Genomic DNA, 15444 nt, shown 5'->3' with positions numbered 1-15444 from the left:
TCCTCTTAGCGTTTCTTGTTCGGGCGACGACGGCGCACGATCATGTTGTTGGAGTAACGGTTCGGGTTGCGGGTGCGACCCTCCTTGTGACCCCATGGGGACACTGGGTGGCGACCACCGGAGGTCTTACCCTCACCACCACCGTGTGGGTGGTCAACCGGGTTCATAACGACACCACGGACGGTCGGGCGAACGCCCTTCCAACGCATGCGACCGGCCTTGCCCCAGCGGATGTTCATCTGCTCGGCGTTGCCAACTTCACCAACCGTTGCGCGGCAACGGATGTCCACGCGGCGGATTTCAGAAGACGGCATACGCAGAACGGCGTACTTGCCTTCCTTACCCAGCAGCTGGATGGAAGCACCAGCAGAGCGAGCCAGCTTAGCGCCAGCGCCCGGCTTGAGCTCAACAGCGTGGATGGTCGAACCGGTCGGGATGTTGCGCAGCGGCAGGTTGTTGCCCACCTTGATATCTGCGTTCGGGCCGGACTCGACAACAGCACCCTGCTTCAGGCCCTTCGGCGCGATGATGTAGCGCTTCTCGCCATCTACGTAGTGCAGCAATGCAATGTTTGCGGTGCGGTTCGGGTCGTACTCGATGTGAGCGACCTTTGCCGGAATGCCGTCCTTGTCGTTACGACGGAAGTCGATCAGACGGTAACGGCGCTTGTGGCCACCGCCAATGTGGCGGGTGGTGATGCGGCCGTAGTTATTACGACCACCGGTTTTGCTCAGCGGGCGCAGCAGGGACTTCTCCGGAGTCGAGCGAGTGATCTCGTCGAACTCAGATACGGAGGATGCGCGGCGACCCGGAGTTGTCGGCTTGTACTTACGAATAGCCATAATTCTTCCTTTTCCTTTCGGCTCTCCGGTGGCGCTTAAGCGCCTGCGCCGAAGACGTCGATGGAGTCGCTGCCTTCACGGAGCGTCACGTATGCGCGCTTGGTGGACTTACGCTGACCGAAACCGGTGCGGGTGCGCTTACGCTTACCTGCACGGTTTACGGTATTCACGGAGTCGACCTTCACGTCAAAGATCTGCTCGACGGCATCTTTAATCTGGGACTTGTTGGAGTCTGGGGAGACGAAGAACGTGTAGACGTTCTGCTCCATCAGACCATAGGACTTCTCAGATACAACCGGGGCGATGATGACATCGCGCGGGTTAGAAATCTTAGCCATTAGTTCTCCTCCTTATCCGCGCCGGTAGCGCGAGTGATGAAGGTGTGTAGCGCCTCAACGGAGAACACAACGTCATCGGAGTAGAGAACGTCGTAGGTGTTGAGCTGACCGGCGTCCAAGATCTGAACGTTCGGCAGGTTATTAGCGCTACGACGGGCGTTGATGTCCTCGCGGCCGATAACCAGCAGCACGTTGTCGCGCTCGGTCAGGGACTCGAGGAAAGCCTTGGCCGCCTTGGTGGACGGCTTCTGGCCTGGAACCAACTCTTCGATGACATGGATGCGCTCGTTGCGAGCACGGTCAGACAACGCACCGAAGAGAGCAGCCTTGATCATCTTCTTAGGGGTGCGCTGTGCGTAGCTACGTGGCTGCGGGCCGTGGACGGTGCCACCGCCGGTGTAGTGCGGCGCACGGATGGAACCCTGGCGCGCACGACCGGTGCCCTTCTGGCGGAAAGGCTTGCGACCACCACCGCGGACAGCGCCGCGGGTCTTGGTGGCGTGGGTGCCCTGACGAGCAGCAGCAAGCTGTGCGTTGACAACCTGGTGCATCAAAGCAACGGATGCCTCGGTGTCAAAGATTTCAGCCGGCAGGTCCACGGAGCCATTGGTCTTACCTTCGGAGGTGTGGACGTCTAGCTTGAGGTTGCTCATGCGTGTGCACCGCCCTTCACTGCGGTCTTAACGGTGACGAGGCCACCGCGCGCACCAGGGATAGCACCCTTGATGAGCAGCAGGTTGGACTCGACATCGACTTTCTGAATCTTCAGGTTTTGGGTCGTCACGCGGTCGTGGCCCATGCGGCCAGCCATGCGCTTGCCCTTGAAGACGCGGCCCGGGGTAGCAGCGCCACCGATACCACCAACGCGGCGGTGAGCGGCCTGGTTACCGTGAGCTGCGCCCTGACCCTGGAAGCCGTGGCGCTTCATAGCACCAGCGTAGCCGTGGCCCTTGGTCTGGCCGGTGACGTCAACGAAGGTGATGTCTTCGAAGATGTCTACCTTGACCTCTTGGCCAACCTCGTATGCGGAGGTGTCATCCATGCGGATTTCCGCAACGTGACGACGTGGGGTTACGCCAGCCTTCTTGAAGTGACCACCCTCAGGCTTGTTTGCCTTGCGTGGGTCAATCTCGCCAAAGGCGATTTGGATGGCACTGTAGCCATCGGTTTCGGGGATGCGAATCTGGGTGACAACGCATGGCCCTGCTTCAACGACGGTAACCGGAACAACGCGGTTGTCATCGTCGAAGACCTGGGTCATGCCGAGCTTCTTGCCCAGAATGCCCTTGATCTCGTTTTCACTCATTATTAGTTCTCCACCAAAGTCGCTTACTGGATGTTCACGTCGACGCTTGCCGGAAGATCGATGCGCATCAAAGCATCAACGGTCTTCGGGGTCGGGTCGAGAATATCGATCAGGCGCTTGTGCGTGCGCATTTCGAAGTGCTCGCGAGAGTCCTTGTACTTGTGCGGAGAACGAATAACTGCGTACACGTTCTTCTCGGTTGGGAGCGGCACTGGGCCAACTACACGAGCACCCGTACGGGTAACGGTCTCGACGATCTTCTTTGCAGAAGCGTCGATTGCCTCGTGGTCATAGGCCTTCAGCCGAATGCGGATCTTTTGTCCCGCCACGCTTATCCTCTTCCTCGCTTCCCCACTTTCACATTCCCGGCGTTTCCGGGGCGTGAAGCGGTGGGAAATTGCTTCTCGATTTCTCTATAACGTTGTCCGGGCCTGGGGCCTGACACAACGCCAGTGGTCTGACTGTCATGACAACCAAGAGATACAGCACATGGCAAATGCCAGTCTGCAGTGCTCCTGACGGGGTACAAGACCCGTAGTCAAAGTATTGTGAAGAGGACGGTTTTCACGCATTACACGTGGAGAGTGTCCTATTCGCTAACTGCCGCTGTTTATTTGCCATGCCCCTTCTCCGGTCCATCGTCTCGGGGTGCCTCTGCTCTAGCGCGGACCTAGCCCGATCGGATGACCTTCCAGTCTGTGTTTCAGGAAAGCCCTGAGTCACGGTGACAACGAAGGTGTCATGTTCGCTTTACCAGCTCAGCGTCTCCCCGATGCGCACCGTATTTAAGACGGTCCGTTATCGGTTCGCGCTGCCCTGTTAAAGCAACCTAAGTATTTAAGCACGATGGGCTGGTGTTTTTCAAACCAACCTGGCAATAGTGCCAATAATCACGTTTTGGTAAATATTGTTGTCACAGACCCCACTTCAGCTTGGGCGGTAGGTATGCTCAAGGAAGGATTTTGAACCGTTGGTTCTTGGTCCTTCAATTTCGTATTGCGACCATGCAAGTCAATATTTAGGGAAAGGCCTTAAAGACCATGTCTGAGAACAACACTCCTGCAAAGCGCTCTGAGAACAACGTTGCCGCTTCTGAAGAGCGCGAGGTAAACAACAACCTGGAGACTCAGTACGGCACCACCACCATTGATGACGTCGTTGTTTCCAAGATCGCCGGCATTGCAGCCCGCGAGGTTTCCGGCGTTGACTCCCTCGGTGGCGGCGGCGCTCGCATGATGGGCACCATCCGCGAGTCCTTCGGTGCATCCGAGGACGTACGCCAGGGTGTTGACGTAGAGGTAGAAAACGGCTCCGCAAAGATCGAGATTGCCATCACCGCTGAGTACGGTGTTGCTATCCACGAGCTGGCTGAGGCAATCCGCCGCAACATCATGAACGCTGTCGAGCGCATGACCGGCCTGACCGTAGAGCGCGTTGACGTTGTTGTTCACAACGTCAAGCTGCCGAAGGAAGACTCCGAGTCTGAGGAGCAGGCTGCACTGAACCAGGGCCAGGCATAAGAACAATGCCTGAACCCCGAGCACAATTTGAGCTCGAGGTAAGCCACGCTCACGCAATTGCGGAAGCGGTGCAAAAGCTCAACGGTGTCGCGGGCCTTGACGGCGGATCCTACGGCTCGGTGAGCCTACTCTTCCCGGGCGAAAGGGTTACCGGCATGCGCCGGCCCGATCCCCGCGACGATCGCCACCTGCAAATCAACGTCCGTGTTGATATCAGTGCGCAGCCTGATCTGTACCGCCTAGCGGAAGAAATCCGCTCGGCAGCCCGCAAGGCATGTACGGAGCTAGAACGCGTCGACGTTGAGTTTTCTGACGCCGTAGATGGCTTATCCGCTGCTCCCTCGAAGGATTAGATATGAAAAATTACACCACATTGGGCATTGTTATCGGCCTGCTACTTGCCTTCTTTTTGTACTTAGGTTGGGGTTGGACGCTGCTCGCCGTGCTGCTTGCTGCCGTCGGTGGCCTCTTGGGTTCCCACTTTGATGGCCGGATCGACCTCAGCGCCGTGTGGAATGGCCTCATTGGCAAGGAGAAAGGCCAAGGCTAATGTCAGAAGGTTCCACTCAGGGCCACACGCGTTTCTCGCTGCGGACCATGGAACGAATCGTGACCGCCGCAATTGCTAGCGTGCCTGGCACAAAAGATTTAGATGCCAAGCTTGCTGGCATTGGCGGACGCGGTTATCCACGGGTTTCGGTACAGATGGATCCAGAGCGTGAGGTCGCCGCCGTGAGCGCGACCATCGCTGTGGTGTGGCCATCTCCGGTTACCGCAGTCGCGGAAAGTACGCGTGCCGCCATTTCAGAGGCTATTGCTGCCCATACCGGCTATTCCACCACCCGCGTTAATGTCACCGTCGGTGAATCGATTCCGGGTACTCGCGTTACCGCAGAACAGCTTGCGCAGCGTCCTGCCGCTTCAGCTTTTACCCCTGAGGTCACACCTTCTACCGTGACCCAGCCTGTTACTCAGGACTCGGTCGAAGTGCGAAGCATCGAGACTCCGGAAGAAGCCGCAGTCCGCAATGTCGACACCCCGCAAGAGGCGGAAATCCGCGAAATTTCTTCTGGAAAGGAAGTTGCGGTTCGCGGAGTATCGGTGCCCTCTGGTGACACGCCAGTGCGCTCCGTCGATACGCCGCGGGAGGCACCGGTGCGCAGTATTTCCGCTGATCTTCCGGACCATCAGCTGCTAGAAATTAGCGCTCCAGAAGATCACGAACTACGCCGTATCGTCGAACCGCGCCCAGAGCACGTACGAAGCGTTCGCGCTCCGCGCCCTGGCAGGTTGCTTCCGAGCGGACAGGTACGCCCCTTTGTCAAAAAGGCAAAGGTCTCTGTCCCCCGTCCGCAGCCTTTGCGCAAAATCGAGATCGACAATACTGAACAGAAAAAGCGCGTTCGCGTTGCCCGCCCGGCTCCCCTTCGTAAAGTGCAGCCGCCGCGCCCGCAGCCACTGCGCAAGATCGAGATCGATAATTCCCGTAGCGAGCAGCGCGTGCGAACCGCTAGACCCGCGTCACTGCGCAAGGTTCAGGCCCCGCGCCAGGAATCGCTAAAGCGCATCGAGGTATCGCCAGCTAGCCAGCGCCCGTTGCACGTCTATGCGCCACGGCCCGAGCCGCTGCGTGCTATTTCCATTACCCCGTACCACGAGCAAGGAGGCAATAATGGCTGAAATGAATTTGCCTGAGCATTTCGGGCAGCAGCCCAAGGCGTCTCCTGCAGTTCGCACGTGGACCGTAATCCTGGGTTTTGTGCTGCTTGTCATTGGCGTTGTGGGGGTACGCGAAACCTGGCTTGTCGGCGCGGACGCTAATGCCCAATCGTGGGTCCAGCCGGTCCTCGATCTTATTGCCACCGAGCAATTAGAGACGTGGATGATCTGGGCGGGCGTGGGTTCCATCGTGGTTGGTCTCATCTTTGTATTCGCTGCGGTAAAGACCCGTCGCAATACCCACACTCAGATCACTTCTGAGTCCGCTTCCATGTGGATGCGGCCAGTTGATGTCGCACGATTGAGCTCTGCTGCAGCACGCCGTGTTCCGGGAGTCGCTTCCGCGCAGACTTCGGCTGATACCAAGAGCGCGAAGGTCACCGTCAATGGCGATGAGCAAGACTCCGATTTGCCTGGGCGCGTGGAAAAGGCTGTCAACAGCGCTTTAGAGGTCCTTGCAGACCCACCAAAGGTCACCGTAGCCGTAGAGAAGATTCCGGAGATGGATAATCATGTCTAAAAAGCTTGCTACCTTTGACCGAATCCTCCTCGGCCTGCTCGGAATTATCCTCATCGCGCTAGGCGTATGGCCAATCCTCATTAACTTCAATGTGGAATTTGCTGAGTACTTGGCCGAGTGGGTAGACCACGATACGTGGCGCACTTTAAGCGAAAATAGTTGGTGGGTCTGGGTCTTGGCTGGTGCCTCTGCCCTGCTGCTCATCATTGGCTTGTGGCTCATCGTCGTGAACCTGCGTCACCGCCGGTTTAATAATGTGGACTCCGCAGCCTCCAATGAACAAGGCGCAATCTCTGCATCCATGAACGCCATCGCCACCGCGGTGGCCAAGGATCTGGACTCGCGAGATGGTGTGGAACGCGTGGACCGCTTGGTTGCGTACGACCGCGCCCGCCCAACGCTGCAGTACACGGTGGTTGCTAACCCAGATACGCCGCTGGAGCGCTTGACCAACGCTGTGGAAACTAATGAACGCGACTTCCGTGAGGCATTCCCGAATGCTGACCTGGATACCAGCTATAAGCTGCACTTCACCAAGGTTAAGCCGATGAAGGATTTAGCTGAATAAGGGGTTTGGGGTCTCTGCAGCAAGGACCTCAACCACCTTACCGAGCCACGCATAATCGCCGCCCTCGAGGAGTACTTTCAGCTCCTCGCCAGGGCGGCATTTTTCTATCCTTTTCCACGCATAATCGTGGGCCACCACCCGCCGATTTCCCTTATGAAAGAGATGCAATCCGTGGTCTAGAACTGCAATCTCGTCCTCGAATCGAAGAACATAGACAAAGTCTCCCAACTCGTAGCGTTTAAGACCGCTGAGTTCTGGTAGCTGTTCAGACAGACGCATGATACTGGAGACGATTCCAAGGCGGTGTTCAAAGCCCTCAGTATCCGTAACCACGAAGGGCCGGCCAGGCCCTGTTGGCCTAATCGCACTATATGCCCACACAACCGGCTGTGTATTCGCGCGGCGAACAATGATGCGGGAGGCATCGGCGGTGATGCGGCAGGTGGGGGCATCGCTAAGCACGAGCCACTCACCTGTGCCCACGCGACCATCCTCAAGGGGCAATAACGGCGGATGAACTTCGGCCTGTCGCTCCAACTCAGCGACCAACTCCGCGTCGCTCACGCCCCAGCCGATGCCCCGGTTGGCCAATAAGGCAAAAAGCGTAGGCAGGCTCAAATCGGGTTGCCCCTCCCACGCCTTGCGCAGCGCTGCCAAGGTCGGGTCAATGCGAGTGGGATCTTCCATAAGCAACTAGCCTACCGAGCCCTTCCGCCCTAATACAGCCGCGGAGGATCACCCCACTCGGGCTGATTGGTTACCCCCGTTGTCACTTATTTTCAGTTAATCGTTTCTTATAACTGTTGAACAATTTAGGTTTTTAAATCTGCAGCTGAATCCCATTTTTCTTTTTAGCGCCTTAAGTGTCTACACTGAAAAAATACCTATTGGTTGATTGGCGATGTACATCACGGGGCTATGTGAATTGTGCCCTTGCTTATATCTTATTAGATTGGTCACATACAACGACTCCATCGTTGGCTTCATATTTATTCGCACTGTTTCCTGCTTAACCGCGCACGGAGAATTTCCCCATGACAAAGTATTTGATCAAAAAGATCTTGGGCTGGTTACTCATGATCTTTTTAGCCACTAACTTGGCTTATTTCTTGGCAGCCTCGTTTTTGGACCCGCGTTCGAACTACACCGAGCGCCGTCCACCACTTTCAGATGAGGAAATCAATAACCTCCTCGAGCCCTATAACCTCAGCCCAGAAACCCCACTTTTGGAGCGCTGGTGGACCTGGCTGACCAACATCATCACGAAGTGGGATTGGGGTCAGTCTCCGGTAGGTGAGATGGTGAACGAGGAGATCAGCTACCGCATTTGGGTGTCCGCGCAGCTACTCTTGCTTGCGACCATCCTGTCCATCGTTATTGGTGTAGCGGTTGGTGTATACACCGCCTCCCGCCAGTACAAGACCGGTGACCGCGTGTGGCAGGGAATTTCCATCATTGCGATGAATACCCACGTGGTTGTTGCTTCCATCGCCGTCGTGTGGGCCGCGCTGGAAATCAACGATCTGACCGGCAAAAAGATCTTCTACGTCGTCGGTTCCAAGTCCCTAGGGGTCGAGGGATTCTTCCCCAAGCTCCTAGATTCCGCACAGCACCTCGTCCTGCCCACGATTTCCCTGGTGATCATCAGCTACGCCAGCTACCACATGACCCAGCGCACGCTATTGCTCGATAACCTCGATGCGGATTATGTCCGCACCGCACGCGCAAAGGGACTTACCCGCCAGCAGGCCATCCGCAAGCACGCACTGCGCACCTCCATCATCCCGGTGGCCACCTCCGTCGCATTCTCCGTACCCGGCATTTTCACCGGTGCCGTGATGACGGAGCGCATCTTCGGCTGGAACGGTATGGGCCAGTACTTCATCCAGACCATTAGTAAGAACGACATCAATGGCGCGGTAGCCGTAGCGGCATTCGGCGCCGCGATGACGGCCGTGTCTGCCGTTCTGGCAGACCTCGTTGTTGTCGCCTTGGATCCACGAGTAAGGGTGAGCTAAATGACAAATCCCAAAGAACCAAAGATGTCCAAGAAACAGCCCCGCGGCGAGGTTTCTACGCGCACCGAGGTCGTCTCTGAGGATCCGTTAAGCAATGAGGAAGCCGAGCGCATGGCCACGTTGCCGGAGGTCCCCCGCGGTACTTCCCGGTACAAGCTGTATATTCGCCGCTTCTTCCGCAACAAGCTAGCCACCGTTGGCGTCATCATCCTGGGCTTTCTCATCTTTGCCGCCCTTTTTGGCAATTTCTTTGCCCAGTGGGACTACACGGAACCGGACTTCCTCGCCCTATCTGAGCCACCGAGCCCCGAGCACTGGTTTGGTACCAACGATTCCGGCAATGACCTCTATGCCCAAACCATCCACGGCCTGGGCAGGTCCCTGACCATTGCAATCGTGGTGTCCTTCGCCACGCTGGTCATTTCGGCCTTCGTCGGCTGCGCCGCAGCCCTGTGGGGCGGACTTGCAGAAAAGGCCGTCCTCGCGGTTATCCACTTCCTGCTTTCCATCCCAACCTTCCTGCTCATCGCCCTTGTGGTGGCAGACTCCGGCGGTGACTGGAAGCTTCTGATGGTCGTCCTTATCGCCTTCGGCTGGATGTACCAGGCCCGCGTGATTTGGTCCCTAGCACTTACCGTCCGCGAGCAGGACTATGTCCGCGCTGCAAGCTACATGGGCGTATCCAAGATGCGCACCATCGTCCGCCACGTCATTCCAAATATTGGTTCGCTGCTTATCATCCAGTTCGTCTTCGGCGTTGTGGGCACCGTGGGCTCTGAGACCGCACTGTCCTTCCTGGGCTTGGGCGTGAAGCTTCCCGATGTCTCCCTCGGTACCTTGCTGCAGGGCGGTACTGCCTCCCTGCAATCCGCCCCATGGCAGTTCTACTTCCCCGCCGCTACCTTGACGCTGCTGACCGTCTCCATGGCATTTATTGGCGATGGTCTGCGCGACGCACTCGATCCCAACTCCAATTCCGGAGGTAAACTATGACTTCGCCTATCTTGTCCGTCAATGACTTACGCGTCAGCTTTCCTTCTGAAGCAGGTACCGTCTCTGCGGTGCGCGGTGTGAGCTTTGATTTGCACCCCGGCCGCACCCTGGGCATCGTCGGCGAATCCGGTTCCGGTAAGTCCGTGACTTCCATGTCCATCATGGGTCTGCTGCCGGAATACGCCAAGGTTGAAGGCTCCGTGAAATTCGATGGCCGCGAGCTCCTCGGGCTTTCTGATAAGGAAATGTCGAGCATCCGCGGCAATGGCATCGGCATGATCTTCCAGGATCCGCTCTCCGCGCTGACCCCAGTCTTCGATATTGGATCGCAGCTGGTAGAGGCCATTCAGGCCCACCAGGACATCGGCAAGAAAGAAGCCCTGAAGCAAGCCACCGAGCTGCTGGATCTGGTGGGCATCCCCGAGCCCCACCTGCGCCTGAAGTCCTTCCCGCACGAGTTTTCCGGCGGTATGCGCCAGCGCGTGGTCATCGCCATTGCGATTGCGAATAACCCGCGCGTGCTCATCGCGGATGAGCCGACGACGGCCCTCGACGTCACCATCCAGGCGCAAATCCTGGACGTCATCCGTCTGGCGCAGCGCGAAACCGGCGCCGCCACCATCATGATTACCCACGATATGGGCGTGGTGGCAGAAACCGCTGACGATGTCATGGTCATGTACGCCGGCCAACCGGTAGAACACGGCGATGTCGATACCATCTTCTCCAACCCCCGCATGCCCTACACTGTAGGACTACTTGGTTCTACGCCGCGCCCTGATTCCTCGGCCTCGGAGCCCCTGACCCCCATTGAGGGCAACCCACCGGTCTTGGTGAACCTAAAGGATCGCTGCCAATTCGCCCCGCGCTGCCCCGTAGCGCAGGAGGCTTGCCTGTCCGGCGAGCCGAAGCTGCTTCCGCTCAAGGATGAATCCGTATCCCACCGCAGCGCTTGCCTCCGCGCGCCGGAGATCCACGACCGCAAGATCGACGGCGAGCTGATGTTCAAGCCGCCGCAGCTTGCCGATGACATCTTGGCCGACGTTCCCCGCGGGGATCGCAAGACCACCCTCGCCGTGAACGACTTGCGTAAGCAGTTCCCGCTAACCAAGGGCGCGTTGATTAAGCGCAAGGTAGGCACCGTCAAGGCCGTTGACGGCCTCACCTTCGATATCCGCGAAGGCGAGTGCATGGCCATCGTCGGCGAATCTGGCTGCGGTAAGACCACCACGTTGCTGGAGATCATGGATCTGGACCCTGAAAACGGTGCCGTTGTCCTCAATGGCAAGGATGCCAATGGCATGAGTGGGTCCGAGCGCCGCGAGGCCCGCAAAGACATCCAGATCGTCTTCCAGGACCCAATGAGCTCGCTGAACCCCCGCCTGACCGTACGCGAAGTCATTGCGGAGCCGCTCAACTCGCTGGGCTTTGATGGCGATGTCGATGCCCGCGTGAACGAGCTCATGAACCTGGTCGGCCTCGACTCCTCGCAGCTGGACCGCTTCCCTAGCCACTTCTCCGGCGGCCAGCGCCAGCGCATCGGCTTGGCACGCGCCCTGGCCACGCGCCCTTCGGTCCTTGTGCTGGATGAGCCAGTCTCCGCCTTGGACGTGTCCATCCAAGCGGGTGTCATTAACCTCCTCGAGGACCTCAAGCGAAAGCTGGGCCTGTCCTATCTCTTCGTCGCCCACGATCTTTCCGTCGTGCGCCACCTTTCGGACCGCGTTGCGGTGATGTACAAGGGCAAGTTCGTCGAGTCCGGCTCGACGGATGAGATTTTCGATAACCCGCAGGATGACTACACCAAGAAGCTTCTGGATGCCATCCCGAATCCGGATCCCAAGGTTGCCCGCGCACGCAGGGAAAAGTCCCGGGCCTAGCTCCCTCGAGCCCCGCACTCTTTCCATAAAGTGATTGCGGACACAAATATAAATATTGTAAAGTAATTCACATGGTTGCAGTAGACGGTTACCTATTCGACCGTCTATGCCAACTTCGTCTTCATCTCACGCAAGGAGTAATCCCCATGAAAAAGTTCGGTCGCTTCCGTATAGCAACGGTTGCCACTCTCTCCGCCACCGCGCTCGCACTCACCGCCTGCTCGGGTTCTGGTGACGGTGGCGACTCCTCCAACAAGGCTGTCGGCGGTCTCGAAATCGACGTCAAACCGTCCGGTGACTACAACGAAAAAGAACGCGATGAGATTAAGGACGGCGGTGAGCTCACCCTCTCCCTTGGGGAGCTGACCGAGCAGCAGAACCGTTTACACGCCAACATGACCACCGATACCAGCACCGTATGGGGCTGGTACAACCCGCAAATGGCGCTTTATGACGGCGAGGGTAACTACACCCCAAACCCCGCGTACCTGGATTCGGTAGACGAGTCCACCGAGGGCGATAAGACCGTCGTGACCTACGACATCAACGATGACGCCACCTTCAACGATGGCACCCCCATTGACTGGACCGCTTTCGAGAACACCTGGCGCTTCAACAACGGCAAGGACATGGACGTCCAGGTCAATTCCACCGACGGTTACGAGCTAATCGAATCCGTGGAGAAGGGTGAGAACGACAAGGAAGCCGTGGTCACCTTCGAGAGCCCATACCCATGGTGGCAGGGACTTTTCAACGACATCCTGCACCCAGCGATCGATACCGCCGAGAAATTTGACCAGGAATACTTGGGCAAGCTCAACCCACAGTACGGCGCGGGCCCATTCAAGGTGGAAAACTCCGACTTCCGCGGCGGCACCGTGTCCTTCGTGCCTAACGAAAAGTGGTGGGGTGATGAGCCGAAGCTGGACAAGGTCAGCTACCGCGCGATGGAGTCCCAGGCAACCATCAACGCTTTCCAGGCTGGCGAAATCGACGCCGCCGGCGTGGGCAGCAAGAACAACCTCACCATCGCCGCCGACATGGGCGATTCCATCGACGTCCGCGCAGCCACCCGCCCGGCCAACGTCCTATTCACCTTGAATTCCAAGGCCCCACAGCTGGCTGATAAAGATGTTCGCCACGCAGTATTTGCAGCCATCGACCGCGACCAGCTCGCAGAGATCCGCTACAACGGCCTGGGCTATGAAGAGGAAATGCCTGGCTCCCTGACCCTGTACCCAACCCAGGAAGACTACAAGGACAACCTTTCTGAGGTTCTCGAGTACGACGTTGAAGAGGCCAAGAGCCTGCTGGAGGACGCCGGCTACTCTGAGGGCGATGATGGCTACTACGCCAAGGACGGCGACAAGCTGTCTCTGCGCTACGTTCTTATCGGCGATGACGAGGTCTCCAAGTCCACCGCTACCGCCGTCCAGAAGATGCTGAAGGACGCTGGCATTGAGCTGAAGATTGAGGAGCACCCAAGCTCTGACTTCTCCAAGATCAGCAACGAGCGCGACTTTGACCTCTTCCTCTCCGGTATCGCCGCAAGTGACCCATTCGGCCCGGCATTCTTCGGTCAGACCTACGCCAGCGACTCCACCCTCAACAAGTCCGGCACTGGTACCGAGGAATTCGATAAGAAGATTGAAGAGATGCAGAAGCTGCCGACCCGCGATGAGCAGATCGAGCGCATCAACGAGCTCGAGTCCGAAGCCTTCGCGGAATACGGACTGCTTCCGTTCGCCAACGGCCCCCAGATGGTCGGTCTGAAGAAGGGCATCGCCAACATGGGCGCCCCTGGATTCGCCGTCATCCCTAAGGAAAACATCGGCTGGGAGAAGTAATAACTACTTCTCTCACCAGGTAAAGGCCTTCCACTACCTGCCTGCAGGTAGTGGAAGGCCTTCCTTTGTGTTTGGGTGTGTTTGGACCCTGCAAACCCCCAACAGAACCCAACTTAAGGGGGCAAACTCGCTGCCCAGGCGAGGGCAGCGAGACAGGCTCGCGATGGCGGCCCATTAGCCGTTTGCGCAGACCGTCCGGCAGCTTATCGGACTCGCCACTACACGGATGCCCTAGAGCCAACACATTGCGACTCCTACCTAGGAGCGGCCCGCGCCAATGGCGGCTCCAGCTAAAAGCCTCCGAGATGGCCTCTACCCTGGCACAGCCATATCGCTGCATTCAGGCCTCTAACTGCGTGAACAGGTCTTAAGCTGGGCCTACAGTTCCCTCGGAGAGCAGAAAAAGCCACTAACGTACAGCACTGCCTGTAGCCAACGACCTCTCCAACTCAAGGCGCGCGTAGAAATCAAAAAAGTCCGCCACACCGGCATGCGGTGCAGCGGACTCTTAATGCTCTACTGAGCGGTTACGAAGCCTCGATTAGTCGAGAACCTTGGTAACGCGGCCAGCGCCGACGGTGCGGGAGCCCTCGCGGATAGCGAAGCGCAGGCCCTCGTCCATAGCAACAGGCTGGATGAGCTCAACGGACATCTCAACGTTGTCGCCAGGCATAACCATCTCGGTGCCCTCAGGCAGGTTCACAACACCGGTAACGTCGGTGGTGCGGAAGTAGAACTGAGGACGGTAGTTGTTCATGAACGGGGTGTGGCGGCCGCCCTCTTCCTTCTTCAGGACGTAGACGGAACCCTCGAACTTGGTGTGAGGGGTGTAAGCGCCCGGCTTGATAACAACCTGGCCACGCTCAACGTCCTCACGCTTGGTACCACGCAGAAGCAGACCACAGTTGTCGCCAGCCTCGGTGTAGTCCATCATCTTGCGGAACATCTCGATACCGGTAACGGTGGTGTTCTGGGACTTCTCCTGGATACCGATGATCTCAACGTCCTCGTTGACGTTCAGACGACCGCGCTCAACACGGCCGGTAACAACGGTACCGCGGCCGGTAATGGTGAAGATGTCCTCGATAGGCATCAGGAACGGCTGGTCGGTAGCGCGCTCCGGGTCAGGGATGGAGTTGTCGCAGGCATCCATCAGGTCAACGATGGACTGTACCCACTTCTCGTCACCCTCGAGTGCCTTCAGAGCGGAGATGTGAACGATAGGAGCTTCCTCATCGTAGTCCTGCTCTGCGAGCAGCTCGGAGATTTCCATCTCCACGAGCTCGATGATTTCCTCATCGTCAACCATGTCGCACTTGTTCAGTGCAACGAGGATGTAAGGAACGCCAACCTGGCGAGCAAGCAGAACGTGCTCACGGGTCTGCGGCATCGGGCCATCTGTTGCAGCAACAACCAGGATAGCGCCGTCCATCTGAGCTGCGCCGGTAATCATGTTCTTGATGTAGTCGGCGTGGCCCGGGGCGTCAACGTGTGCGTAGTGACGCTTCGGGGTGGAGTACTCCACGTGGGAGATGTTAATGGTAATACCGCGCTCCTTCTCCTCAGGAGCCTTGTCGATCATGTCGAACGCGAATGCCTGGTTCTCCTCAGGGTACTGGTCAGCCAGAACCTTGGTGATCGCTGCGGTGGTGGTGGTCTTGCCGTGGTCGACGTGTCCGATGGTGCCGATGTTCACATGCGGCTTCGTACGCTCGAACTTCTCCTTTGCCACTGTATGTCCTCCTGGACTATATGGTGGCTACGACCTTCGCAGCCACGTGGTTGACAGTTGTCATTGGCACCTGACCCATTGTCTGGGACAAAGCGCTAATGACGCTTTCTTTACGTGCCAGTTACACGATCCTAGATTTATCCCGCGGTTTTTTCAAACCG

General features: G+C 57.8%; 17 protein-coding genes. 10 read left to right on the top strand and 7 right to left on the bottom strand.

Annotated elements, in window-relative coordinates; translation table 11 throughout:
• Positions 1 to 5: 5 nt before the first annotated feature.
• From rplB to rpsJ, 5 genes are read right to left on the bottom strand one after another with little or no spacing between them, the layout of a single operon-like run.
• A complete protein-coding gene (rplB, locus tag QP891_RS03870; protein WP_005276935.1) occupies positions 6 to 842 on the bottom strand; it encodes a 50S ribosomal protein L2 in 837 nt (278 codons plus the stop codon).
• A 35-nt stretch (positions 843 to 877) separates the two neighbouring features.
• A complete protein-coding gene (gene rplW / locus QP891_RS03865; RefSeq protein ID WP_005276934.1) occupies positions 878 to 1180 on the bottom strand; it encodes a 50S ribosomal protein L23 in 303 nt (100 codons plus the stop codon).
• Complete coding sequence (gene rplD, locus QP891_RS03860) at positions 1180 to 1833, bottom strand: 50S ribosomal protein L4 (RefSeq protein WP_239269115.1); 654 nt, start codon at positions 1831 to 1833, stop codon at positions 1180 to 1182. Before rplD ends, rplW begins: the two co-directional genes overlap by 1 nt.
• On the bottom strand, positions 1830 to 2486 hold the full coding sequence (rplC, locus tag QP891_RS03855; RefSeq protein ID WP_284770917.1) for a 50S ribosomal protein L3: 657 nt from the start codon (positions 2484 to 2486) through the stop codon (positions 1830 to 1832). Before rplC ends, rplD begins: the two co-directional genes overlap by 4 nt.
• A gap of 23 nt (positions 2487 to 2509) precedes the next feature.
• Entirely contained in the window at positions 2510 to 2815 is a 306-nt protein-coding gene (gene rpsJ / locus QP891_RS03850; protein WP_003848085.1) for a 30S ribosomal protein S10, read from the bottom strand.
• Positions 2816 to 3526: 711 nt separating this feature from the next.
• On the opposite strand from rpsJ, the gene QP891_RS03845 reads away from it, so the two are divergent.
• From QP891_RS03845 to amaP, 6 genes are read left to right on the top strand one after another with little or no spacing between them, the layout of a single operon-like run.
• The gene (locus tag QP891_RS03845) at positions 3527 to 4006 is read left to right on the top strand and encodes an Asp23/Gls24 family envelope stress response protein (RefSeq protein WP_284816962.1); all 480 of its coding nucleotides are present in this window, start codon (positions 3527 to 3529) and stop codon (positions 4004 to 4006) included.
• A gap of 5 nt (positions 4007 to 4011) precedes the next feature.
• Entirely contained in the window at positions 4012 to 4359 is a 348-nt protein-coding gene (locus QP891_RS03840) for a hypothetical protein (protein WP_284770916.1), read from the top strand.
• A 2-nt stretch (positions 4360 to 4361) separates the two neighbouring features.
• Positions 4362 to 4556 carry a hypothetical protein gene (locus QP891_RS03835; RefSeq protein ID WP_023025176.1) on the top strand — a complete coding sequence of 65 codons (195 nt, stop codon included), beginning with the start codon at positions 4362 to 4364 and terminating at the stop codon, positions 4554 to 4556.
• Positions 4556 to 5686 carry an Asp23/Gls24 family envelope stress response protein gene (locus tag QP891_RS03830; RefSeq protein ID WP_284770915.1) on the top strand — a complete coding sequence of 377 codons (1131 nt, stop codon included), beginning with the start codon at positions 4556 to 4558 and terminating at the stop codon, positions 5684 to 5686. The genes QP891_RS03835 and QP891_RS03830 overlap by 1 nt, the downstream gene beginning before the upstream one ends.
• Positions 5679 to 6245 carry a DUF6286 domain-containing protein gene (locus QP891_RS03825; RefSeq protein WP_284770914.1) on the top strand — a complete coding sequence of 189 codons (567 nt, stop codon included), beginning with the start codon at positions 5679 to 5681 and terminating at the stop codon, positions 6243 to 6245. The genes QP891_RS03830 and QP891_RS03825 overlap by 8 nt, the downstream gene beginning before the upstream one ends.
• The gene (amaP, locus tag QP891_RS03820; protein WP_284770913.1) at positions 6238 to 6813 is read left to right on the top strand and encodes an alkaline shock response membrane anchor protein AmaP; all 576 of its coding nucleotides are present in this window, start codon (positions 6238 to 6240) and stop codon (positions 6811 to 6813) included. Before QP891_RS03825 ends, amaP begins: the two co-directional genes overlap by 8 nt.
• Here amaP and QP891_RS03815 read toward each other — a convergent pair.
• Entirely contained in the window at positions 6802 to 7500 is a 699-nt protein-coding gene (locus QP891_RS03815; RefSeq protein WP_284816961.1) for a hypothetical protein, read from the bottom strand. The two genes, amaP and QP891_RS03815, sit on opposite strands and share 12 nt — an antisense overlap.
• Positions 7501 to 7847: 347 nt before the next feature.
• Between QP891_RS03815 and QP891_RS03810 the strand changes: the two genes are divergently transcribed.
• The 4 genes from QP891_RS03810 to QP891_RS03795 all read left to right on the top strand — a co-directional run bounded on the left by QP891_RS03810 (position 7848) and on the right by QP891_RS03795 (position 13551).
• Positions 7848 to 8831: an ABC transporter permease gene (locus QP891_RS03810; RefSeq protein ID WP_284770911.1), complete on the top strand. Its 984-nt coding sequence runs from the start codon at positions 7848 to 7850 to the stop codon at positions 8829 to 8831.
• Positions 8832 to 9824: an ABC transporter permease gene (locus QP891_RS03805; RefSeq protein WP_284770910.1), complete on the top strand. Its 993-nt coding sequence runs from the start codon at positions 8832 to 8834 to the stop codon at positions 9822 to 9824.
• Positions 9821 to 11704: an ABC transporter ATP-binding protein gene (locus tag QP891_RS03800; RefSeq protein WP_284770909.1), complete on the top strand. Its 1884-nt coding sequence runs from the start codon at positions 9821 to 9823 to the stop codon at positions 11702 to 11704. The genes QP891_RS03805 and QP891_RS03800 overlap by 4 nt, the downstream gene beginning before the upstream one ends.
• A gap of 146 nt (positions 11705 to 11850) precedes the next feature.
• Positions 11851 to 13551, top strand: coding sequence for an ABC transporter family substrate-binding protein (locus tag QP891_RS03795; protein WP_284770908.1), 1701 nt, complete (start codon positions 11851 to 11853; stop codon positions 13549 to 13551).
• A 541-nt stretch (positions 13552 to 14092) separates the two neighbouring features.
• Here QP891_RS03795 and tuf read toward each other — a convergent pair.
• Entirely contained in the window at positions 14093 to 15283 is a 1191-nt protein-coding gene (gene tuf, locus QP891_RS03790) for an elongation factor Tu (RefSeq protein ID WP_005276884.1), read from the bottom strand.
• Between the last annotated feature and the right edge of the window lie 161 nt (positions 15284 to 15444).

Origin of the sequence: Corynebacterium sp. MSK310, from assembly GCF_030227355.1 — a bacterium.
GTDB classification, from domain to species: Bacteria; Actinomycetota; Actinomycetes; order Mycobacteriales; family Mycobacteriaceae; genus Corynebacterium; species Corynebacterium rhinophilum.
Note: the sequence above shows the minus strand (reverse complement) of the source record. Positions and strands in the feature narration are given on the sequence as shown.